Origin of the sequence: Gloeomargarita sp. SRBZ-1_bins_9 (genome assembly GCA_039794565.1) — a bacterium.
Classification (GTDB): Bacteria; Cyanobacteriota; Cyanobacteriia; order Gloeomargaritales; family Gloeomargaritaceae; genus Gloeomargarita.
Map to the genome: position 1 here is coordinate 364,607 of JAUQVX010000001.1, position 21,146 is coordinate 385,752.

The 21,146-nt window shown below is 59.7% G+C and carries 23 protein-coding genes, 1 other RNA gene and 1 riboswitch; of the genes, 8 read left to right on the plus strand and 16 right to left on the minus strand.

Annotated features, from left to right (window positions below; genetic code table 11):
* Positions 1–33: 33 nt before the first annotated feature.
* From Q6L55_02040 to thiC, 7 genes are all read right to left on the minus strand, one after another.
* On the minus strand, positions 34–1,266 hold the full coding sequence (locus tag Q6L55_02040; GenBank protein ID MEN9257501.1) for a DUF4912 domain-containing protein: 1,233 nt from the start codon (positions 1,264–1,266) through the stop codon (positions 34–36).
* 119 nt (positions 1,267–1,385) lie between these two features.
* A complete protein-coding gene (locus Q6L55_02045; protein MEN9257502.1) occupies positions 1,386–2,825 on the minus strand; it encodes an NADP-dependent isocitrate dehydrogenase in 1,440 nt (479 codons plus the stop codon).
* Between the two features lie 59 nt (positions 2,826–2,884).
* Positions 2,885–4,231, minus strand: a complete 1,347-nt coding sequence (miaB, locus tag Q6L55_02050; protein MEN9257503.1) for a tRNA (N6-isopentenyl adenosine(37)-C2)-methylthiotransferase MiaB — start codon at positions 4,229–4,231, stop codon at positions 2,885–2,887.
* Between the two features lie 34 nt (positions 4,232–4,265).
* Entirely contained in the window at positions 4,266–4,637 is a 372-nt protein-coding gene (locus tag Q6L55_02055; protein MEN9257504.1) for an aspartate 1-decarboxylase, read from the minus strand.
* Between the two features lie 3 nt (positions 4,638–4,640).
* The gene (locus Q6L55_02060) at positions 4,641–5,159 is read right to left on the minus strand and encodes an inorganic diphosphatase (GenBank protein MEN9257505.1); all 519 of its coding nucleotides are present in this window, start codon (positions 5,157–5,159) and stop codon (positions 4,641–4,643) included.
* Between the two features lie 9 nt (positions 5,160–5,168).
* On the minus strand, positions 5,169–5,693 hold the full coding sequence (locus Q6L55_02065; GenBank protein MEN9257506.1) for a GNAT family N-acetyltransferase: 525 nt from the start codon (positions 5,691–5,693) through the stop codon (positions 5,169–5,171).
* A gap of 2 nt (positions 5,694–5,695) precedes the next feature.
* Entirely contained in the window at positions 5,696–7,066 is a 1,371-nt protein-coding gene (thiC, locus tag Q6L55_02070; GenBank protein MEN9257507.1) for a phosphomethylpyrimidine synthase ThiC, read from the minus strand.
* 7 nt (positions 7,067–7,073) lie between these two features.
* Positions 7,074–7,170, minus strand: a riboswitch (TPP riboswitch).
* 82 nt (positions 7,171–7,252) lie between these two features.
* Here thiC and Q6L55_02075 point away from each other — a divergent pair.
* Positions 7,253–7,375 (plus strand): hypothetical protein, encoded by a 123-nt coding sequence (locus Q6L55_02075; GenBank protein MEN9257508.1) that lies wholly within the window; start codon positions 7,253–7,255, stop codon positions 7,373–7,375.
* A gap of 80 nt (positions 7,376–7,455) precedes the next feature.
* The gene (locus Q6L55_02080) at positions 7,456–8,895 is read left to right on the plus strand and encodes an MBL fold metallo-hydrolase (GenBank protein MEN9257509.1); all 1,440 of its coding nucleotides are present in this window, start codon (positions 7,456–7,458) and stop codon (positions 8,893–8,895) included.
* On the opposite strand, the gene Q6L55_02085 is transcribed toward Q6L55_02080, so the two are convergent.
* Positions 8,888–10,936, minus strand: coding sequence for a protein kinase (locus Q6L55_02085; GenBank protein ID MEN9257510.1), 2,049 nt, complete (start codon positions 10,934–10,936; stop codon positions 8,888–8,890). The two genes, Q6L55_02080 and Q6L55_02085, sit on opposite strands and share 8 nt — an antisense overlap.
* 193 nt (positions 10,937–11,129) lie before the next feature.
* Between Q6L55_02085 and Q6L55_02090 the strand changes: the two genes are divergently transcribed.
* From Q6L55_02090 to Q6L55_02100, 3 genes are read left to right on the plus strand one after another with little or no spacing between them, the layout of a single operon-like run.
* Positions 11,130–11,492, plus strand: coding sequence for an NAD(P)H-quinone oxidoreductase subunit 3 (locus Q6L55_02090; protein ID MEN9257511.1), 363 nt, complete (start codon positions 11,130–11,132; stop codon positions 11,490–11,492).
* On the plus strand, positions 11,489–12,211 hold the full coding sequence (locus Q6L55_02095) for an NADH dehydrogenase subunit K (GenBank protein ID MEN9257512.1): 723 nt from the start codon (positions 11,489–11,491) through the stop codon (positions 12,209–12,211). Before Q6L55_02090 ends, Q6L55_02095 begins: the two co-directional genes overlap by 4 nt.
* Entirely contained in the window at positions 12,195–12,704 is a 510-nt protein-coding gene (locus Q6L55_02100; protein MEN9257513.1) for an NAD(P)H-quinone oxidoreductase subunit J, read from the plus strand. The genes Q6L55_02095 and Q6L55_02100 overlap by 17 nt, the downstream gene beginning before the upstream one ends.
* 348 nt (positions 12,705–13,052) lie before the next feature.
* On the opposite strand, the gene pyrR is transcribed toward Q6L55_02100, so the two are convergent.
* Positions 13,053–13,598, minus strand: a complete 546-nt coding sequence (gene pyrR, locus Q6L55_02105) for a bifunctional pyr operon transcriptional regulator/uracil phosphoribosyltransferase PyrR (GenBank protein ID MEN9257514.1) — start codon at positions 13,596–13,598, stop codon at positions 13,053–13,055.
* Positions 13,599–13,623: 25 nt separating this feature from the next.
* Positions 13,624–13,720: signal recognition particle sRNA small type (gene ffs / locus Q6L55_02110), an RNA gene on the minus strand.
* 117 nt (positions 13,721–13,837) lie between these two features.
* Here ffs and Q6L55_02115 point away from each other — a divergent pair.
* Entirely contained in the window at positions 13,838–14,044 is a 207-nt protein-coding gene (locus Q6L55_02115) for a hypothetical protein (GenBank protein MEN9257515.1), read from the plus strand.
* Here the strand turns inward: Q6L55_02115 and Q6L55_02120 are convergent.
* Positions 14,033–14,998 (minus strand): glycosyltransferase family 2 protein, encoded by a 966-nt coding sequence (locus tag Q6L55_02120; GenBank protein ID MEN9257516.1) that lies wholly within the window; start codon positions 14,996–14,998, stop codon positions 14,033–14,035. The two genes, Q6L55_02115 and Q6L55_02120, sit on opposite strands and share 12 nt — an antisense overlap.
* A 66-nt stretch (positions 14,999–15,064) precedes the next feature.
* Between Q6L55_02120 and ybeY the strand changes: the two genes are divergently transcribed.
* Positions 15,065–15,568 (plus strand): rRNA maturation RNase YbeY, encoded by a 504-nt coding sequence (gene ybeY / locus Q6L55_02125; GenBank protein ID MEN9257517.1) that lies wholly within the window; start codon positions 15,065–15,067, stop codon positions 15,566–15,568.
* On the opposite strand, the gene menA is transcribed toward ybeY, so the two are convergent.
* A complete protein-coding gene (gene menA / locus Q6L55_02130) occupies positions 15,518–16,405 on the minus strand; it encodes a 2-carboxy-1,4-naphthoquinone phytyltransferase (protein MEN9257518.1) in 888 nt (295 codons plus the stop codon). The two genes, ybeY and menA, sit on opposite strands and share 51 nt — an antisense overlap.
* Before the next feature lie 90 nt (positions 16,406–16,495).
* Between menA and Q6L55_02135 the strand changes: the two genes are divergently transcribed.
* Positions 16,496–17,305 carry a sulfurtransferase gene (locus tag Q6L55_02135; GenBank protein MEN9257519.1) on the plus strand — a complete coding sequence of 270 codons (810 nt, stop codon included), beginning with the start codon at positions 16,496–16,498 and terminating at the stop codon, positions 17,303–17,305.
* On the opposite strand, the gene pstB is transcribed toward Q6L55_02135, so the two are convergent.
* The 4 genes from pstB to pstS are packed head-to-tail and all read right to left on the minus strand — an operon-like array spanning position 17,286 to position 21,086.
* Positions 17,286–18,086, minus strand: a complete 801-nt coding sequence (pstB, locus tag Q6L55_02140; protein ID MEN9257520.1) for a phosphate ABC transporter ATP-binding protein PstB — start codon at positions 18,084–18,086, stop codon at positions 17,286–17,288. The two genes, Q6L55_02135 and pstB, sit on opposite strands and share 20 nt — an antisense overlap.
* Before the next feature lie 18 nt (positions 18,087–18,104).
* Positions 18,105–18,998, minus strand: a complete 894-nt coding sequence (pstA, locus tag Q6L55_02145) for a phosphate ABC transporter permease PstA (GenBank protein MEN9257521.1) — start codon at positions 18,996–18,998, stop codon at positions 18,105–18,107.
* A gap of 10 nt (positions 18,999–19,008) precedes the next feature.
* Complete coding sequence (gene pstC / locus Q6L55_02150) at positions 19,009–19,974, minus strand: phosphate ABC transporter permease subunit PstC (GenBank protein MEN9257522.1); 966 nt, start codon at positions 19,972–19,974, stop codon at positions 19,009–19,011.
* Entirely contained in the window at positions 19,971–21,086 is a 1,116-nt protein-coding gene (gene pstS, locus Q6L55_02155) for a phosphate ABC transporter substrate-binding protein PstS (protein MEN9257523.1), read from the minus strand. Before pstS ends, pstC begins: the two co-directional genes overlap by 4 nt.
* Between the last annotated feature and the right edge of the window lie 60 nt (positions 21,087–21,146).

The following is a 21,146-nucleotide window of genomic DNA, read 5'->3' on the forward strand; positions in this document are numbered from 1 at the left end:
TAACCAGAGGGTTGACTCAACCGTTGACAGTGCTTAACCCATGAACCACTCTTCCACCGCCTCTTCGCGGGTGTTGGTACGGCGCGACAGGGTGCGGCGGTCGAAGGTCATGTGGATTTCCCGGGTCTGCTCCCCATCGGCGGCCACTGCAAAGATGGGGAAGTCAATGTTGCCATCGGGGAAGCTCATCTGGAAGCGGAAGGTGCCGTCGGGATTGAGTTGAATTTTGCGGCCCCCCACCGTCACCGTCGCATCCGGTTCGGTCGCCCCATAGACAATCAACTCTGCATCCGCCACCAGCCAGAATTTGCGCGGGCGCATGGGGGGAACGGAAGCGGCCAAACCAATCCCCGACATGCCGATGCCCGAGAAGGTGGGCACCGCCCAGCGACCAATCCCCGACGGGAAGACATAGGAACTGATGGCCAGCTCGGCGCTGCTGACCACCGAACCCGGTACGTGCTGCATGGAGCCGTACAGGGAACCTGCCACCCGCAGGGATTCTGCCGCCGCAGCCCGTTGCATCACCTCGTCGTACACCGGTGTCTCGGCGGTTTGGCGTTCCCCGGGGGGCACCAGTTGGAAGAACGTCCGACCCCGCAGGTCCTCGTCAAACCCAATCGTGATGAAGTGGTCCTCAATCCAATCCGAGGGATACACCGGGGGAATCCGCACCGCCGCCGAACGGGCCAGCCGCAACCAGCGACCATCCGCCGTGCGATAGCCAATTTCCACTATGTAATCCCGGTCGCTCACGGGAATCGGCAAGTACCACTCCCGCGCCAGTTCATCACAGGCGTACTCCTGCACACTATGGGGCGCCTGCACCTCCAGGTTGATATTGGTGACGTCATAGAGCCGCAGGGCCAATTGCTGGCCACCCTGTCTGCGCCGTTCCTCCCGGGCCTCATTGGGAATATCCCAGTAGGCATAGGCCCATTGAGGGTCACGGGGCATCAGGACAATGCGGCTTTCCCCATAGCCCCCAGGTAAATCCGGCAGCCCTTGGTCCACATCCTGTAGGGCCGTTGCCGTCAGGGGTAGCGTCGGTTCTGAGGTCATGGCTTTGTCGGTCTCCACGGTGGTTTGCGCCTCCTGCATCTTAGGGGGTTGGTGGGAATAGGCGGTTTGTAACTCGGCCGCTCGAATCGCTGTCACCAAATAGGACTTCCGCATCCGGCTGTAGCGAGGAATGCCTAACTCGCTGGCCAAACGCCGCAAGTCCCGTAGGGTCATCTCCTCTAGCGGCACATCGCGTTGAGTCATAGTCCGGAACCCGCCGTACGGGATCACAACGTTACCTGGCAATTTAAGCAAAAAATCCCCCAGGATCAAGCACCGACGGTCACCTTGCCCCCCAAAAACGTCCGCCTATCCCCTAAGTGTCAAGATTTCTTGAGATTTTCCATCTGCCGCACCAAGGCCTGGGCAAAGCCGGAGCAGGACAGGGGGGTCTCCACCGGTGGTTCCATCAGGCGGGCCAGGTCATAGGTGACTTGGCGTTGGGAAATGGCTTGCGCCAGGGCCTGGTGAATCAAATCGGCGGCGTCCTGCCAACCCAAAAACTCCAGCATCATGGCCCCGGAGAGGATCAACGAGCTAGGGTTGACCCGGTCTTGACCCGCGTACTTGGGGGCCGTGCCGTGGGTGGCTTCAAAAATGGCGCACGCATCCCCGATGTTTGCTCCCGGTCCCATGCCCAGGCCCCCCACCATCGCCGCCGCCGCATCGGATAAATAGTCCCCGTTGAGGTTCATCGTCGCCAGGATGGAGTACTCCTGGGGGCGGGTCTGGATTTGCTGAAAGATGTTGTCGGCGATGCGGTCGTTGACCATTACCATATCGCGCCAGCGGCCCTGTCCGTGACTCTCGCCGATGGTGGTCAACACCCGCTGGATTTCCTCGCACACCGCCGCCTGTTTCGCCGCCGGCAACTGGTCAAATCCGGGTTCGATCAACCGGGCATTTTCCGGGATGGAAAGGTGGGGATGGGTGTCCGCGTTGTCCAAAATCCAGGACTCCCGTTCCGTCACGCAGACCTGGCGAAATTCCGTTTGCACCAGTTCGTAGCCCCAATCCCGGAAGGCCCCCTCGGTGTACTTCATGATGTTGCCCTTGTGGACCAGGGTCACCCGGCGTTTGGGAGGGGGCAGGCGCAGGGCGTGTTGGATGGCGCGGCGGATCAGGCGCTGGGAACCGGTTTTGCTGATCGGTTTGATGCCAATACCGCTGTCGAGGGGAATGCGTTTGCCCTGGTGCTCCGGCGTATGGGGGATGAACTGCTCATTCAGCAACCGAATCAAAGCCATGGCTGTCTCACTGGCGGCCGGCCATTCGATGCCCAGGTAAATGTCCTCCGTATTTTCCCGGTAGATCACCACATCCAGCAATTCCGGGTGGCGGTGGGGGGACGGCGTGCCGGGGTAGTAGCGACAGGGGCGAATACAGGCATACAGGTCAAAAATCTGCCGCAGGGCCACGTTCAAGGAGCGAATCCCTCCCCCCACCGGCGTGGTCAATGGCCCCTTGATGGCCACCCCGTATTCCCGAATCGCCGTCAGGGTGTCCTGGGGCAGGTACTGATATTCGCCGTACACTGCACAGGCCTCGTCCCCTGCATACACCTTGAACCAATGAATCCTGCGGGTTTCCCCATAGCTCAACCGTACCGCCGCATCCAAAACCAAGCGGGTAGCCGGCCAGATGTCCACGCCGATGCCATCGCCCCGGATGTAGGGAATGATGGGCTGGTCAGGCACCTGGGGGATGCCCCCAACAAACGTCACCCGCTCGCCCTGGTCTGGTGGGCTGATCTTGTCGTACATGGGGGTCAGTTTAGCCGATTGGGACCGAGAAACGGTAGAGACTATAGCCTATCAGGGGTTTACGACGCAACGGCCATCGCCGGCGGCAGCGCTACTCCCGTCAAACTAAAGGCTCGCGCCTCGGTGATGCGTACCTGGACCAACTGCCCCGGTTCCGTTGCCCCCACGACAAAGGTCAGGCGGTTGGTGCGGGTGCGGCCCATGCCTTGGGTCGGGTCCTTGGGATTCACCCCCTCGATCAGTACTTCCTCGACCCGTCCCAAATAGCGCTGGGACCGCCGAGCCGCTACCTGGGCCACCAGATGGTTCAACCGCTGTAGCCGGTCCTGTTTGACTTCATCGGGGACTTGGTTGGGCCAGGTCGCTGCCGGTGTACCCGGTCGGGGGGAATAGGCCGCCGTATTTACCTGGTCAAATCCCACCTCTTCGACCAGGCGCAGCGTTTGCCCAAACTGGGCCTCGGTCTCGCCGGGAAAGCCCACAATGGCATCGGCACTGATGGCCGCATCAGGAAGGTACTGCCGAATTTTCTCAATAATCTGCAAGTAGCGCTCCCGGGTGTAACCCCGCTGCATAGCCTTGAGGATGGCGTTGTCCCCGGATTGAAACGGGATGTGGAAGTGCTCGCACACCTTGGGCAGTTCAGCGCAGGCTCGGATCAACCGCTCAGTGAAATAGCGGGGGTGGCTGGTCACAAACCGGATGCGCTCGATCCCCGGCACATCGTGGATGAAATAGAGCAAATCCGTCAGGGTCACCCGGTAGCGTCCATCCGGTCGCGTCCCCAAATCCCGCCCATAGGCATCAATGTTTTGCCCCAGCAGCGTCACTTCCTTGTAGCCTTGCTCGGCCAGACCCGTAATTTCTGCCTTGATGGCCTCCGGTTGGCGGGATTGCTCCTTCCCCCGCACCAGGGGCACCACACAGTAGGTGCAGTGTTCGTTGCAGCCATAAATCACATTCACCCAGGCAGTGACGTGACTACTGCGCCGGGGCTTAGTAATGTCTTCCAAAATATCGATCTCATCGGTGGCCACCACCTGCTGCCCCTGTTCCACTTGTTCCAGCAGCTCCCCCAGGCGATTGGCATACTGCGGCCCCATCACCAAATCCAGCTCCGGCACCCGCCGCAACAGGCGCTCCCCCTCCTGCTGAGCCACACAGCCGGCCACCGCCAGTAAAAGATGGGGGTTTTCCCGTTTGCGTTTCGCCTGCCGCCCCAGGTAAGAATACACCTTCTGTTCAGCGTTATCCCGGATGGTGCAGGTGTTGTACAGCACCAAGTCCGCCTGGTCTTCTTCCTCCACCGGCTGCCATCCCAAGGCATCTAGGATCCCGGCCATCCGCTCCGAATCGGCCCGGTTCATCTGGCAGCCAAAGGTAACAATACAATACCTACGGGGCATGGGGAAAAAATCGCCAGGATTTCGCAACTATCTATTATAGAGACGGGGGCGGGGGGGTGGCGATAACCCGGTTGTGCTCGTCCAACAGGAGAACCCGGGGGGTGTGGTGCGGCCAGAGCTCAGGGGGTAAGGCGCCGTAGGTCATGATGATCAACCGGTCCCCCACCTGGCCGCAGTGGGCCGCCGCCCCGTTGAGTTCCACCCGTCCCGAACCCGCCGGCGCCGGTATGGCATAGGTCACCAATCGTTGCCCATTGCTGATATTGGCCACCTGCACCTGCTCGTAGGGCAAAATCCCCGCCTTATCCAGCAAATCCCCATCAATGGCGATGCTGCCCAAGTAATCGGGGTGGGTGCCTGTCAGCCGCGCATTGTGCAATTTGCTCAGCAAAAACGTGCGCCACATGGGCTACGACTGCTTCTGGTAGGCGGCAATTGCCTGGGCAATGAGGGGCTTAACAGCATACACATCCTTCCACTCGCCGATGTCCACCTTCTTGTTCTCCAGGTTCTTGTAGGTGCGGAAAAACTCGGCAATCTCCGCCAGACGGTGGGCCGGCACATCACTGAGGGACTTGTAACCGGCATAACGGGGGTCGTCCGCCGGCACGCACAACAATTTTTCGTCCCGCTCCCCCTGATCCACCATCTCCAACATGCCGATGGGCCGCGCCACCACCAAGCACCCCGGAAACGTCGGCTCATCCATCATCACCAGTCCATCCAGCGGGTCCCCGTCCTCCCCCAACGTATTGGGAATAAAGCCGTAGTCGTAGGGGTACTGCACCGACGAGTACAGCACCCGGTCCAGCTTGATCACACCCAGGTCCTTATCCATCTCGTACTTATTGCGGGACCCGCCGGGAATCTCGATGATCAAATGCACCAGACCGTCGGCAGGCTGGGGGGGAATGCGACGCAAATCCACAGGCGTTCCTCAAACGGCAGAACATTCTTGATTGTACCGGCAAACGGTTTTCCCCAGCAGCAGCCGCCGAGGACCCCCCAGCCAGGTTCGCCAGGTCCATTCCCACCGCTGCACCTGGTACCCCAACTGGGCATACAGCCGCCGCGCCGCCTGATTGTCCTCCATCACGTGGAGATACACCTGCTCCTGGGGCCAAGCTTGCACCGCCTCCTCGGCCACCTGCAACAAAGCCCGCCCGATACCTTGCCGCCGGTAAGCCGGAGACACCGCCAAATTAGCCAGGTAAATATAGGGCACCTGCAACCATTGCCGCTGGCTGAGTTCCACGGCCCCCACCAGGTGACCATCCCGCCAGGCCCCGATCCAGAGAATCCGGCTCCCCTCCCGCTCCAGGCGTTGGCGGATATCCTGTTCAATGGTGCGTTGCCACAGACCGGCCCACCAACCCCCTGGATTTAGCGGCGGTGGGAAACACTCGGCCAGCAACGCCGCCAGGGGACCCACATCCGGCAGGTCCAACGGTCGAATGTCCAACCCTATCCCTGCTTCGCCAGGAATTTTTCCAGCTCCGCCAGTTGCTCCGCGTCCACCTTGGTCTGCATTGGGCAGAACTTGGGGCCACACATGGAGCAAAACTGGGCCGACTTGAAAATCTCCTCCGGCAGAGTTTCGTCGTGGTATTCCCGCGCCCGTTCCGGGTCCAAGGCCAGCTCAAACTGCCGGTTCCAATCAAAGGCATAGCGCGCCCGCGAAAGTTCGTCATCCCGGTCCCGTGCCCCTGGCCGATGCCGGGCAATATCCGCTGCATGGGCCGCAATTTTATAGGCAATCAACCCGTTGCGCACATCCTCCGCATTGGGCAGACCCAGGTGCTCCTTGGGGGTCACATAGCAGAGCATCGCCGCGCCGTACCACCCCGCCAAAGCCGCCCCAATGGCCGAACTGATGTGGTCATACCCCGGGGCAATATCCGTCACCAGCGGCCCCAACACATAAAACGGCGCCTCGTTGCACTCCTCCATTTGCTTTCTGACGTTGAACTCAATTTGGTCCATGGGCACATGTCCCGGCCCCTCCACCATCACCTGCACATCGTGTTCCCAGGCTTGGCGCGTCAGTTCCCCCAGGGTTTTCAACTCCGCCAGTTGCGCCTCATCCGAGGCATCGTGCAAACACCCCGGCCGCAACGAATCCCCCAGACTAAAGGACACATCGTATTTCTTAAAGATCTCGATAATGTCCCGGAAGTGGGTGTACAGGGGGTTTTGTTGATGGTGGTGCAACATCCAACGGGCCATGATCCCCCCGCCCCGGGAAACAATCCCCGTAATCCGGTTTTTCACCAGGGGTAGGTACTCCATCAAAATCCCCGCGTGGATGGTCATGTAGTCCACCCCCTGCTTAGCCTGCTTTTCAATGACCTCCAAAAACACCTCGGGGGTGAGCTTGTCCAGATTGCCATGCACCGACTCAAAAGCCTGGTAAACGGGCACTGTCCCCACCGGCACCGGCGAATTCCGAATAATGGCCACCCGAATCTCATCCAAATTCCCACCCCCGGTGGACAGGTCCATCACCGTATCCGCCCCGTATTTCACCGCCAGGGCCAGCTTTTCCAACTCCGTCTGAATATCCGACGAATTGGGCGACGCCCCGATATTGGCGTTTACCTTGCAGCGGGCGGCAATGCCAATCCCCATCGGCTCCAGGTTTTCGTGATTGATATTCGCCGGGATGATCATCCGCCCCCGCGCCACCTCCTCCCGAATCAGCTCCGGCGGCAGATTCTCCCGCTGGGCCACATAGCGCATCTCTTCCGTAATAAGGCCCTGGCGCGCATAGTGCATCTGTGTCACGTTGGCCTGACCCCGGCGGGGGGCCACCCAAGCCGTCCGTAAATGAGCCATATATCACCTCTGGAAATATTAGCTTCCCTCCGCCGGCATGACCCGGTTCAGGTTCTCAGGGTATGCTCTCAGCCCCCAAAACAGGGACACCCCTAGCTAAACGTATCCGCTATTTTAACACGGGTTTTCGGGGATGGGCAGGAATTTTCGCTATGGTGGTGGTAGGGGGACGTTGGAGATCACCTGATGGACGTAAAAACGGTGGTGCTGGGATTGACGGTCCTATTTACCCTGGCGACGTTGTACTTCGGCACCCGCAACGGCTTCTACGACACGGATAACTATCACGGCAACGGTTCGGCCCATTGATGCTGGGGTGCCGGGTTTACAGTCCGGGCCATGGGGGGGCGGGGATTTGTTTGGTAGGGCATTTGGGGCCGTACCGCGTCATGTTGGACTGCGGTTTATCCCGGTTAGACCCCTACTTTGACCTGACGCCGCCGGCGGACTGGGTGATTTGCTCCCACGCCCATCCCAACCACGCCCGGGGCATGCTGGCCCTGCACCGCGGGTTTCCCGATTTACCCATCTATACGAGCGAAGTAACCCGGCGGTTGCTGCCCTTGAACTGGCCTGTACAGGAGGGGTTAACGGGGTTGGGCATCGAGTTGCCCTGGCGGTTGCCGGTGCATCTGGCGCCCGATCTGACCGTGGAGTTGATTCCGGCGGGGCATTTACCGGGAGCAGCTTTGGTGTGGCTCCAATACCAGACGCCAGAGCGGGTCTATTCCCTGCTCTACACGGGCAACTGTTGCCTAGCCAACACCCGCCTTGCCGAAGGGTTGCGCCTGGAGGAGCTGCGGGGCCTGCACCCCGATGTACTCATCTTGGATGCCCCGGCCGGCACGCGCAAATATCCCCGGCGCAAGCAACAGGAACACCATTTAGCGGAATGGGTGGTGTGGGCCTTGACCCGGGGGCAGCGGGTGTGTATTGTCGCCGGCGCCATTGGGGACGCCCAAGAAATCCTGCTCATCCTGCGCACCCACTACCTGTTAACGGGCCGGCCGGTGCGGATTGGCGTGGACCCGGCGGTTGCCCGGGGCTGTGATGTCCTCCTGGAACTGCTGGCCTTTTTACCCACCCCCGTACAGAACTTTGCCCGCCACCAGAGCCTTTTTTGGGACGACCGGGTATATCCCCAGAGTCACCGTTGGCAGCCGTCAGAGGCCCCGGATCCCTTCGATATTTTGCTCTGTAGCGACCTACCGGACTGCATCGGCAATAGCGATCAGCGGTGGTGGGTGCTGTGGCCAGAGGAGGTGCCCCTACCCCGGGAAGTTCCCCACCAGACCTACCGCCTGTCGGCCTACAACGACAGCGGGACAACCCTACAATTGCTACACACCCTGCGCCCCCAGCATCTGGTTCTGGTGCATGGGCTGCCCCACTACTTGGGTGACCTAGCCGGATTAGAGGAAGTCCGCAACCGCTATCACGTCCATGTTCCCTTACCGGGGGCCTGGTTGGACTTACCCGTAGGGAGTTGGGTGAGGCATCCCGCGCCGGAACCAGCCGGAAGCTATGAGGGGGAAATCCAGGAAACCCCCAGCGGCATTCGCATCGAACTGCCCCGTACCCTGACAACCGACCCCCGCTGGCAGCCCTTCAGTACCACCGGTCTGGTGGAGGCTCGTTGGCAAGGGGAAGAGCTGGTGCTACGGGGCTTGACCCCCAAGGAGGTCCTAGCGGTAACCCCCACCCCCGGTCGCGCCTGCGCCCACTGTCGCTTCTACCGGGGCCAACGCTGCACCCAACCCGAATCGCCCTTGATGGGCCTACAGGTGGCCCCCGACGGCTACTGCGACGCCTTCACACCCGCTACTTAACCACGCGCCAGAGTTTGATGGTGTTGTCGCGACTGCCGCTGGCGAGCCACTGCTGGTCCGGGCTAAAGGCCAGACAAGTCACCCCCTTTTCGTGGCCCTTTAAGGTCATCAACGGCGCATAGGTTTGGCCGTCCCAGATGCGGATATCCCCTTCCCAACCGCCGCTGGCCAGATAGCGTCCCTGGGGACTGTAGGCCATCGCCCGCACCCCCTCCCGATGGCCCGTCAAGGTGGCAATGGGGTCGCCGTTGTGCAAATGCCACAGGTGCACGGCCGTATCCTCCCCCCCTGCTGCGATCACTCGCCCGTTGGGACTGACCACCACCGCATTGAAGCCACTGCCGCTAAAACTACTCGGCCCTACGATGTTGCGCAGGGGGTCACCCCCATCCGTCAGCCACACCTTCACCGTATTATCCCAACTGGCACTGACCAGCAACCGCCCGTCCCCCGTGAAGGCGACCGAACGGACATAGCTGCCGTGCCCCCTCAAGGTCGTCAACAAGGCTCCGTTATCCACCTGCCACAGCTTCACCGTCTGGTCCTCGCTGGCGCTGGCCAGGACCAACCCATCCGGGCGCATCGCCAAGGCATCAATCGTCCCCCCGTGTTTGGTGAACAGACTGCCCAGGGTGCGCACCGGCTTCTCCCCCGGCAACTGCCACAGTTTAATCACCCGGTCCTCCCCCGCCGCCGCCAGCCATCGGCCATCGGCACTCAACGCCAAAGCGTGGATCCCGCCAGGATGACCGCTGCCCCACTGCAAAGGTCGAGGATAGACCAGGCTGCTCAAATTCCAGCAAAAAATGGCCCCATCCCGCCCGCAACTGAACAGGAAGCGGCCATCAGGGCTAAAGCACAGCCCCTTGACCCAGTGGGTGTGCCCCGTCAAGGTATGCACACAGGGCCAGAGGGATTCCGACTGGACGGTCGTGACCTGGGAAGGGGGGGTCGGTGGTCGCAAAGGTCCGGTGTTGGTGGCCAAGCGACTGGGTTGCCTGGGTGGAAATGTACCACTGGTCCCTGGGGGAACTGTTCCGCCTGTGTCCCTAACGGTAACCGGCGGCGAGGTGCCCAATTTCCCCAAACCCGGCAAGGGATTCACCGGCGTCCCCAGGACCCCCAACCGTCCCAGGCGCGGCCTAGATGGGGAAGCCGATTCCATCCGCTGTAGGGCGGTCAAGGCCTCGTCTGCCGAAGCAAACCGTTGACCTGGCAGGCGCTGCACCAACCTATCCAAAAAGGCCATCATGTCTTCACTCAGGGGTTGTTTGAGGGCCTCCCGCCACAGCCAAGTATTTTCCCGAATGCTGAATAACTTGGCCGGGGAGATACCCGTCAGCAGGTAGATGCAGGTGGCGCCCAAACCGTATAGGTCACTGGCGTAAACGGCCTTGCCCATCATCTGTTCCGGCGCAGCAAACCCACTACTGCCAATGGCCGTACTAGTTTTGAACAGCCCCGATTCCTGGACAAACTTCACCGCGCCAAAATCCACCAGAAACAGTTTTTGGTCTGCTGCTTGCCGGATGATGTTCTTGGGTTTGATGTCCCGGTGAATGACTTTCTCCTTGTGGATATAAGCCAGCACCGGGAGTAAATCGGCCAGCAATTGGTAAATTTTGCCTTCGTCAAAGGGACCCTGTCGGAGTAATTCTTCCGCCAAGTCTTGACCATCAATAAATTTCTGCACCAGATAGGGACGCCCATCCAGGACAAAGTAGGCCAATAGATCCGGGATTTGCGGGTGGTTCCCTAAACGGTCCAGATGCACCGCCTCCTGTTCAAACAGGGCGATCGCTTTCTGCATCTGGTCCGGCGAGGTAATGACTTGGGGCTGAAATAACTTAATGACACACCGGGGGCGGGAAGGGATGCCCTCATCCACCGCCTGAAAGGTACGACCGAAACTACCCCTACCGATCGGTTTAATGGCGCGATAACGTCCCTTGAGGACGAGGGGACTGCCACAGGCGCTACAGGTCAGGGCATCGGGCGGATTGACTGGGGCCGGACAGTCGGGGTTCAGGCAATAACTCATGGTTGGGGGGGAAGGGCTTGCTGACCACCTTTATCATAACCCTTGGGGCGAAGGAGGCCAGGGGTCATCCCCGGCGAGAGCGCCACTGGACGGGCCATAAGGACTTCTTTTCCTAGGTTATAAGGACTTTTTTTTGCACGCCGGAACCACCTGTGGCATGATGGGAGATGGCGATGGGTGAGGGGACGACCACGTGTTAGAGCTCAAAGGTTACGACTACCTACTAGTGTTCCTGCTAGTGTGTAGCTTGGTACCCATTGCAGCGCTGGGTTTGTCAGCTTGGATCCGCCCCAAGGGAACCGGTCCAGAGCGACGCACTAACTATGAATCGGGGATGGAACCGCTGGGGGAAGCCTGGGTGCAGTTTAATATCCGTTACTACATGTTTGCCCTGGTATTTGTAGTGTTTGATGTGGAGACGGTTTTTCTTTATCCCTGGGCGGTAGCCTTTAACCAATTGGGTTTGTTGGCCTTCGTTGAAGCTTTAATTTTTATTGCTATCCTAGTAGTAGCACTGGTTTATGCCTGGCGCAAAGGAGCTTTGGAATGGTCATGACGCCGACGTTTGGGGATGCCAAAATTCTCAATCCCGTGGACCGACCGCAAGTTACTCAGGACTTGGCCAATAATGTGATTTTAACGACCCTCAATGACCTGTATGATTGGGCGCGGCTGTCTAGTTTATGGCCCCTTTTGTATGGTACCAGTTGTTGTTTTATCGAGTTTGCGGCGTTGATCGGTTCCCGGTTTGATTTTGACCGGTTTGGGTTAATTCCCCGGTCGAGTCCGCGGCAGGCGGATTTGATCATTACGGCGGGGACGATCACGATGAAGATGGCGCCGGCTCTGGTGCGGTTGTACGAGCAGATGCCGGACCCCAAGTATGTGATTGCCATGGGGGCCTGCACGATTACCGGGGGGATGTTCAGCACGGATTCCTACACGGTGGTGCGCGGAGTGGACAAGGTGATCCCCGTGGATGTTTATCTACCAGGTTGCCCGCCCAAGCCGGAGGCCATCATTGATGCCATCATCAAGCTGCGCAAGAAGATTGCCCAGGAGGATGTGCGGGAGCGGCGGTTGTACGAGCAGACGCACCGGTATTTTACGGTGAAGCACGAGTTGAAGGTGGTGCCGCCGGTGCATACGGGGCAGTATTTGCAAAGCCCGACGCGGCAAGCGCCCCCCTTGGAATTAGCCCAGGCGATGGGGATGCCGGTTCCCCCTGCGTTACAAGGTCAAGCGGCGGAGGTGGCCCGTGGCGGAAACGACTGAGCAGCTAACGACAACGGAGGTTGGCCCGATTTCCCGCTGGCTAACGGAACAGGGGTTTGCCCATACCTATATGGGGCGGGACCATCAGGGGGTAGAAATTCTGCGGGTGGAACGGGAGGTGTTGCTGCCGATTGCAACGGCCCTGTATGGGTACGGGTTCAACTACCTGCGCTGCCAGGGGGGATATGACGTGGGGCCGGGGCAGGACCTGGTGAGTTTCTATTACCTGGTAAAGCTGGCGGATAATGCGGACCGGCCGGAGGAGGTTTGCCTCAAGGTTTTTCTGCCCCGTCATGACCCGAAGGTGCCGTCGGTGTATTGGATTTGGCGGACGGCGGACTGGCAGGAGCGGGAAACCTACGACCTCTACGGCATTGAATACATCGGGCACCCGCACCTGAAACGCATCTTGCTGCCGGAGGACTGGGTGGGCTGGCCCATGCGCAAGGACTACATCACGCCGGACTTTTACGAGTTGCAGGATGCCTATTAGGCGGATGACCACCCATCTCTGCGAAACCGACTTCTATCGGTGGACGCAGCGGCAGGCTACCGACGGGAACGCCAATTTGATTTGTTAGATAGAGATGGTGTCTTTGGGTCGCCGGGAAAAACGGAAACTGTTAATTCGTTTTCGTTTATTTGCTCAAGTGGCGCTACCTGCCGGCGTGGCGATCCAAAAGTTGGGTTTATAGGGCGTGGCAACAGCGGCGGCGTATCCAAAACCCGTACCTTAAACGCCTTGGATTTGCTTGCGAGAAACCCCTCGACCCAGAAACATTGCCCCATGAAACTGCACTTGTCCCAGACCAGGCCATCGCCAAATGGGGCCTAAGACCCGTTAGGGTGGCGGTTTACCCGTAGTTTTCAACAACAGCACCTGGTCCCGTTGGTCCGTCTCCGTCAAATACACGCGCACCATTTCTTCGCGGGATGTTGGGACCACTTTACCGATGAAGTCGGGGTGGATGGGCAATTCCCGGTGTCCCCGGTCCACCAACACGGCCAGCCGTACCATGCGGGGGCGTCCGTGGTCCTTGATGGCTTCTAGAGCGGCCCGGACCGTGCGACCACTGTAAATCACATCGTCCACCAGCACCACCACCCGGCCGGTCACGTCAAAGGGTACTTGGGTCGGAGCCGGCGTGCGCGCCCCAATCCGGTCCAAGTCATCCCGATAAAAAGTAATGTCCAAATTGCCCACCGGCACCGTCACCCCTTCCCACTGCCGGATAGTATAGGCCAAGCGTTGGGCTAGGGGCACCCCCCGCGTGTATATCCCCAACAAACGTAAATCCTCTAGGTTGGGGGTCGCTTCGATAACCTGCGTCGTTAACCGGTTGAGGGTACGCCGTAACTCCTCCGCTGAGAATAACTCTACCTCCACAGCGTACCGCCGTCGTCAAACCTAAAATGACCCGGAGGCCACGCCTGTTACAAGCATCCCTTAGTGCTGCTGCCTTCCGGCCCTGACACGGTTCAGGCGTTGAAACCGCATGGTTCCAGGTCAAGTTCTATTATAGATAAATCCTTATGACCATGGAAAGCCCATCCCTGGCGTCTCGGCAACACCTGGGTTTATCCCTGTGTTAGAGTAATGGGCAGGTGGACGCAGGTTAGGAGTCTATGCTGTTGAACGAACTCAACCCCATCCTCCAGGAGTTCATGCGGCAACCGACGGCCTTTTTGGGAGGATTTGTGTCGGGATTGTTGGGTTTGGATCTGCAACAGGACCCCCTCAAGTCTTGGCTGGAACGGCAGATGTCCACCCCGCAACCGCCCTCGGCATCCCCCCCACCCCCCAGCGGTCCCCAGCGCATCTCAATTGACTAGACTGCGGGGACGACCGGCCACGACCTCCCGAATCCGGTAGATGGGTCGGCCCTGGGACTCATGGTAAGTGCGCATCAATAATTCCGCCAGCAGGCCGAAACAGAACAACTGTAACCCCGAGGTCACTGCCAGTCCCGCCAAAAACAGCAAGGGACGTTGACCAATGCTCTGCCCCCAGACCCCCTTGAGAAGCGCCAGATAGGTCCCTAACCCTAGCCCCAGCAGCAAAAACAGTAGCCCCACCAGACCGAAGACATGCATGGGGCGGGTCAGAAAGGTCTTTATAAAGGCAATGGTCAGCAGGTCCATCAGCACTCGGAACGTGCGCCCCAAACCATATTTGCTGCGGCCAAAACGCCGGGGATGATGACGCACGGGAATTTCCGTAATCCGCGCCCCTTCGATGTCCGCCAGGGCAGGCAGAAAGCGATGGAGTTCCCCGTACAGGTGCATATCTCGCAGGACTTCGCGCCGGTAGGCCTTGAGGGTGCAGCCGTAGTCGTGCAAACGCACACCCGTCACCTGCCCAATCAGCCAGTTGGCCACCCGCGAGGGCAGCAACCGGGTTAACCCAGGGTCTTGCCGGTGCTGTCGCCAGCCGCACACCAGGTCGTAGCCCTCATTCAACTTGGCCACCAGCCGGGGAATGTCCTGGGGGTCGTTTTGTAAATCCCCGTCTAGGGTCACCACCACATCGCCGGTAGCCTGGTCGAATCCCGCCGCCAGGGCCGCCGTTTGCCCGTAATTGCGTCGCAGCACCACCACCTTCAGGTCGTAGCGCTCCTGGGCCAAATGCCGCAACCGCTCCGTAGAACCGTCCCGCGACCCGTCATCTACGCAAATCACCTCGTAATCCCATCCCATCTTTTGCAGCACGTCTGTCACGGCGGGAATCAGGTGAGGGATGTTCTCCACTTCGTTGTAGATGGGGATGACGACGGACAGGCGCTGCATAATTGGCTCTCACTTTGGCCTTATTGTAGGACATGGTGAAACCCTTGACCCTGTCGTTGTGTAAAGGTGACTGCTCCTATCCTGGAACTGGACCTCACTTGGCAGGGGATTGACCCGGTGTGGGTGGCCCTCCCCTGGCAGGCCTGGTTCACTGAGTGGCTGAGTTACCTACCCCGGCCACCGGCACCCAGTTATGAAATCGGCCTACGTCTGACCGATGACCAGGAAATCCAGGCCCTCAACCGGGACTACCGGGGGCAAGACCGACCGACCGATGTCCTGGCCTTTAGCGCCCTGGAGACGGAAACCCCCCTGGCGCCGGAAATGCCCCTATTTCTGGGCGATATTGTGATTTCCGTAGAGACAGCCCAACGCCAAGCCCCGGCGGGACAAGTGCGGGAGGAACTGGCCTGGCTGGCGGCCCATGGATTACTGCACCTGTTGGGATGGGACCATCCGGACGACGCAGCCCTGGAAACCATGCTGGCCCAACAGCGGCAGTTATTACAAGCGGTGGGTTTAACCGAGCCAGAGACCTATCGCCAAGAGCACTCCCCCGATGGCATGTAGCCCCACCGCCAAGGGCATCGCTCCCCCACTGGCCGGTCCTGCATAGGTCCGCCACAAAAAGGTCACCAATCGCCAGGCCAAGGGAAAGCTGAGGCCAAACAGTAGGGTTGGCACGGGCAACAGGCCAATGAGTACACCCACCAGCACCAAAGCATAAGCCGGCAAGACCACCCAGGGATAGACCCGACTGGCCCGGTAGGGACCTAATTTCACCACAGGGGAGCGTTTCCCCGCCCGGCGGTCATCCTCCACCTGGGGAAAGTGATGGGCAAAGATGATGCCGGTCACCAGACACCCCACCACCAGCGACGCCCAAAAGGCCATCCAGGTCAACCGACCCAACTGGGCATAGCTAGCAGCCAGCGTTGCCAGCGGGCCGAAAGCGATAAAGGTCATGGGTTCCCCCCAGCCCCGGTAGGCCAAGCGTAACGGCGGTCCCTGGTAGGCATAACCCAAGGCAATCCCCGCCCCGGCGATCAGCAAAATCCCATGGCCCGGATGTAGAGCATCCACCACATAGATACAGAGGACCCCCAGCGCCAGGCAGGACCAGGCGATCAAATGCAGCAGACCTGGCCGCCCCGTCAGGTTTACCAAAGAGGACGGTTTATTGACGTCCACCCCCGTCTCAGCGTCGTAAATGTCATTGGTGATGTTCAACCAGGCCTGCAACAACACCTCGCCGGCCAACACCCAGGCAAACGTTGACCAGGAAAACCGCTGAGGCGCTTCGGCGTAGGCAGCGGCGCTCCCCACCAGCACCGGAATCACAGCCGCCGTGTAGATCAGGGGATTGACGGCCTGGAACCACAGCTCACGTCGAGCAGCAACGGTCATAGGAATCAGCGCGGTCACACGCAGTACGTTTTCACCATAGCACCAGAGGGACTGCCGGATAATAGAAACAGGCTACTTTGTTCCCTACCTATGGTTACTCCGGCCCAACTGATCACCCCGGCGGAACTGGTAGCCCATCTGGACGACCCCGAAGTGATACTGATTGACTGTCGGTTCAACCTCACCCAACCGGACTGGGGCCGCCAGCAATATCACCAGAGCCACATCCCCGGGGCTGTTTACCTAGACCTGAACCGGGATTTGTCTGGTCCGGTGAGTGCCACCAGCGGCCGCCATCCCTTGCCTGACATCCCCACGTTTGTCGCCAAACTGGTGGCCTTGGGATTGACCCCCGCCAAGCTAGTCATTGCCTATGACCAGGGGCAGTTGGCCTACGCCGCCCGCCTGTGGTGGTTGTTGCGTTATGTAGGCCACGAACGGGTTGCTCTTTTGGCGGGAGGTTGGGAGGCCTACATCCGCGCCGGCTATCCCACCAGTTCTGACCGACCTGCCCCCCACCCCGGCCAGTTTACACCCCACCTGCAACCTCAGTACCTGGCCACCTACGCCGATGTAGTTGCCGCCCAGCAGGACCCCACCGTCCTGTTGGTGGATGCCCGGGAAGCCCGCCGTTATCGGGGTGAATGGGAACCCCTTGACCCAATAGCCGGCCATATCCCTGGGGCCATTAACCTGCCCTGGCTGGAACTATTGCCCCCTCAGCCCTACGCCCAACGCTGGCGCGACGTCCATCACCACCGGGAGGTGATCTGTTACTGCGGTTCCGGAGTCACCGCCTGCGTGAATCTCCTGACCCTGGAGTGGGCCGGTTTTCCCCCTGGTCGCCTGTACGTAGGTGGCTGGAGCCAGTGGTGCCGCCTTAGCCAAACCGACCACTGACATAATCCCGCGTGGCCTGTTGCTTAGGAGTGCTAAAGATGGTTTTGGTCGTGTCGAATTCCACCAAATAGCCCACCTTGCCCCCCTTGGGCGTCGGTTCGGCGTTGAAAAAGGCCGTGTAGTCCGAGATCCGTGAAGCCTGCTGCATGTTATGGGTCACGATCACGATGGTGTAATGGGCCTTCAATTCGTGCATGAGTTCTTCAATTTTGAGGGTGGAAATCGGGTCCAGGGCTGAGCAAGGTTCATCCATTAACACCACCTCCGGCTCTACGGCAATCGCCCGGGCAATGCACAGCCGCTGTTGTTGCCCCCCCGACAACGACAGGCCGCTCTCGTTCAACTTATCCTTGACCTCATCCCACAGGGCCGCCCGCCGCAAGGAACGCTCCACCAACTCATCCAAATCCCCCTTGTAGTTCATCACCCGCGCTCCGTAGGCCACATTGTCGTAGATGGACTTGGGAAACGGGTTCGGCTTTTGAAACACCATCCCGACGCGGCGCCGCACCTCCACCGGGTCAATATCCGGGTCGTAAATGTTCTTGCCGTGGTAGGTGATCTGCCCTTCCAAGCGAAACGACGGGATCAAGTCATTCAACCGGTTCAAACAACGCAGAATCGTACTTTTGCCACAACCCGACGGGCCAATAAACGCCGTGATTTGGTTTTGGGGAATGTATAGGGAAACATCCCGCACCGCCTTGAACTGGCCATAGTAAATGTTGGCGTTTTCGATGCGAAAGACCGGTTCGCCATGAGGGGTTGCGTCGCTGACCATTAGTCCACCTCCAGAACGCTAACGCTGAACATACCGACGAATCACCAGACGGGAGGCCACACTGGCCAGCAAAACCAGCATCAACAGGAAAAAAGACGCGGCCCAGGCCAGCTCCTGTTGCGGTCGGTAGGGCACCGTGGCGAAGTTGTAAACCAGCACGGACAAAGTGGCAATCGGTTCGAACAAACTGCGGGGCCAAAAAGTGGAAAACAGGGCCGTAAAAATCAAAGCCGCTGTATCTCCCATCGCCCGGGCCATCGCCAGGATCACCCCCGTAACAATCCCCGGTAGCGCCGCTGGCAATACCACCCGGAAGATGGTGTAGTAGTTCGACGCCCCCAACCCCACCGAAGCCCAGCGCACCTCCCGGGGCACCAGCTTCAGGGCCTCATCCGCCGTGCGCACAACTGTCGGCAGCATCAACACCGCCAGGGCCACCCCCGCCGCCATAGCCGAATAGCCAAAAATCCCCGTCACCACCAGCAACCCATAGGCAAACACCCCAGCAATAATCGAAGGCACCCCCGCCAGCACATTCACCCCGAAGCGCACCCAGCGGGCGATTTCCTTTTGCCGGTCATCCGCGTTGCTAAACTCCGACAAATACACCGCCGTCAGCATCCCAAACGGCACAGAAATAACCGTCCCCAGCAGTACCACCAAAACCGTCCCGATCAGGGCATTGCCAAACCCACCCCCCGACAACCCCGGCGGCGGCGGCAGTTTGGTCAATAAATCCAGTCCAAAACGGCTGATCCCCCGCACCAGCACGAAGCCCAGCACCGCAAACAGGGGCGTCAGGGTCAGCAGGGCGCACAAAGCCACCAGCCCCGTCATCAACCAGCCGACCATCGTGCGGAACCGTAGCCGCTTGCGAAGGGACTGCACCTGGGGATGCTCGGTCATCATCATTGGCCCACCTTCATTCATACTTCGCCCGCAGCCGTTGGATGATCAGCTCCGCCAGGATATTCACCAGCAGCGTCATGAGCATGAGCAAGAGCGCCGCATACATCAACGCCGACACCTGAATCCCCCGCGCTTCAGGAAACTGATTCGCCAACAAAGACGCAATCGTATTGGCCGGCGCCAGCAACGAAACATTCAACTGATTGGCGTTGCCGATGAGCATGGTGGCCGCCATAGTTTCCCCCAGCGCCCGCCCCAGGCCCAGCATCGTCCCCCCAATGATCCCGGAGATGGCCGCCGGAATCAGTACCCGAAAAATCGTCCACCACCGGGTCGCCCCCAAACCCAAGGACGCTTGACGCAACTCCGGCGACACCGCCTCCAGGGAATCCTTGGCAATCGACGTCAAAATCGGCAGCACCATGATGGCCAGCACCAACGATGCCGGCAACATCCCCGGTCCCACCGGCTCGGTACCAAACAGGGGCAGCCAACCCAGATGGGCATGCAACCAGTGACCCACCGGCAGCAGCGCCGGAATCAGCACATAAATCCCCCACAACCCGTACACCACACTGGGAATCGCCGCCAGCAACTCCACCAGAAAAGAAATGGCCATACGCGGCTGGGGCGGGATGAAATCTTCGCTTAAGAAAATGGCCGTCCCTAACCCCAGGGGCACCGCAATCAGCAGGGCAATGATGGAACTGACCAGCGTGCCATAGAGCATGGGCAACACACCGAAATCCTCCCGCCCCGGCACCGGATTCCAGGCCGAATGGATCAGAAACCCCAGCCCAAACCGCTGCAACGCCGGCACCGCCTGCCAGGCAATCACCAGCCCGATAAAAGCCAGCAACACCGCCGTTGCCACCGCTAGGGCCAGCGTCAAACGCACAAACAGCCGGTCGATCAACCGCTCCCGGGGAGAGCGGGACCGCCGACCCATCTCCGCCGGGACAGGGGTTGCTGTGGTCATGCGGCGTTCTTCAGGGTAATGGTGTACTTGTCGCTGATGACGTCAGCCGCTTTGGCGATCCGCTCCCGCACCGTCTTGGGCAAGGGGATGTACCCCAAGCTATCCGCCACCTGTTGCCCCTCATTCAAACCATACTCAATCCACACCTCCAGCGCCACCGCCTTGTCCGGGTCCGGCTGCTGTCGGTAATGCAACTGCCAGGTGTAGGTGACGATGGGGTAGGAATTCTCCCCCTCCGGGTCGCTAATAAAAGCCAGCATATTTTCCGGCAGTTCAACCGCCGCCAAGGTAGCCGCACCGGTTTCCGGCCCAGCCTGGACAAAGTTGCCTGCTTTATTTTCCAGGGCCGCCGTATTCAGTTCGTTGGTCTTGGCGTAGCCATACTCCACATAGCCAATCGCACCGGCGGTTTGCTGGATCTGGGCCGTCACCCCCTCATTGCCACGGGCGCCCACAAAATTCCCTGTCTTGGGCCACTGGATGGTCGTCCCCTCACCGAATTGCCTTTGCCACTCCGGGCTAATGGCGCTCAGGTGCTTGGTAAAGACTGCCGTTGTCCCACTGCCATCGGAGCGGTGTACCACCGTAATCGGCTGGTCGGGGAGATTCACCCCCGGATTGGCCGCTGCAATTTTCGGGTCATTCCACCGGCGAATCTGACCGCTGAAAATGCCCACGTAGGCTTCCCGGGTCAGTTTCAAGCCATCCGGCACCCCCGGCACATTGTAAGCCACCACAATACTCCCCGCCGTCATGGGCAGCATCAACACCCCCCGTTGTATCTTGGGGATGTCCTTTTCGGGTAGGCCGATGTCACTGGCAGCAAAATCCACGTTCTGCTGGATAAAATTTTCGATCCCCGCGCCGCTGCCTTGGGACTGGTAATCCACCCGAATTTGGTTGTGCTTTTGAGCCAACCCCACTGCCCAGTTAGTGTATAAGGGCGCCGGGAAGGAGGCTCCCAGTCCCACAAGACTAACATCACCTGCCAGGGGCAACTCCGACATAGGCCCGCCGCCAAAATCACAGGCCGCCGTTAGCCCCGCCACCACTGCAAACAGGGCCAAAAAGCTCATCAACCGTCGTGGTAAACCAAACCATCTTTTGGGCATCTTCCTATCCTCCAACCCCCTTTCTGATACGGAGTAGCCCCCAATTAGGTTCACTTCCTT

Excerpts from the sequence above, each read along its gene's own strand:
- Q6L55_02075 (MEN9257508.1), top strand. The coding sequence starts at position 7,253 with ATGGACGTAAAAACGGTGGTGCTGGGATTGACGGTCCTATTTACCCTG.
- Q6L55_02080 (MEN9257509.1), top strand. The coding sequence starts at position 7,456 with ATGTTGGACTGCGGTTTATCCCGGTTAGACCCCTACTTTGACCTGACG.
- Q6L55_02040 (MEN9257501.1), bottom strand. The coding sequence starts at position 1,266 with ATGACTCAACGCGATGTGCCGCTAGAGGAGATGACCCTACGGGACTTG.
- Q6L55_02055 (MEN9257504.1), bottom strand. The coding sequence starts at position 4,637 with ATGTGGCGCACGTTTTTGCTGAGCAAATTGCACAATGCGCGGCTGACA.
- Q6L55_02085 (MEN9257510.1), bottom strand. The coding sequence starts at position 10,936 with ATGAGTTATTGCCTGAACCCCGACTGTCCGGCCCCAGTCAATCCGCCC.
- thiC (MEN9257507.1), bottom strand. The coding sequence starts at position 7,066 with ATGGCTCATTTACGGACGGCTTGGGTGGCCCCCCGCCGGGGTCAGGCC.
- Q6L55_02135 (MEN9257519.1), top strand. The coding sequence starts at position 16,496 with ATGGTTACTCCGGCCCAACTGATCACCCCGGCGGAACTGGTAGCCCAT.
- Q6L55_02120 (MEN9257516.1), bottom strand. The coding sequence starts at position 14,998 with ATGCAGCGCCTGTCCGTCGTCATCCCCATCTACAACGAAGTGGAGAAC.
- menA (MEN9257518.1), bottom strand. The coding sequence starts at position 16,405 with ATGACCGTTGCTGCTCGACGTGAGCTGTGGTTCCAGGCCGTCAATCCC.
- Q6L55_02045 (MEN9257502.1), bottom strand. The coding sequence starts at position 2,825 with ATGTACGACAAGATCAGCCCACCAGACCAGGGCGAGCGGGTGACGTTT.
- Q6L55_02115 (MEN9257515.1), top strand. The coding sequence starts at position 13,838 with ATGCTGTTGAACGAACTCAACCCCATCCTCCAGGAGTTCATGCGGCAA.
- Q6L55_02095 (MEN9257512.1), top strand. The coding sequence starts at position 11,489 with ATGACGCCGACGTTTGGGGATGCCAAAATTCTCAATCCCGTGGACCGA.
- pstB (MEN9257520.1), bottom strand. The coding sequence starts at position 18,086 with ATGGTCAGCGACGCAACCCCTCATGGCGAACCGGTCTTTCGCATCGAA.
- pstC (MEN9257522.1), bottom strand. The coding sequence starts at position 19,974 with ATGACCACAGCAACCCCTGTCCCGGCGGAGATGGGTCGGCGGTCCCGC.
- miaB (MEN9257503.1), bottom strand. The coding sequence starts at position 4,231 with ATGCCCCGTAGGTATTGTATTGTTACCTTTGGCTGCCAGATGAACCGG.
- pstA (MEN9257521.1), bottom strand. The coding sequence starts at position 18,998 with ATGATGATGACCGAGCATCCCCAGGTGCAGTCCCTTCGCAAGCGGCTA.
- pstS (MEN9257523.1), bottom strand. The coding sequence starts at position 21,086 with ATGCCCAAAAGATGGTTTGGTTTACCACGACGGTTGATGAGCTTTTTG.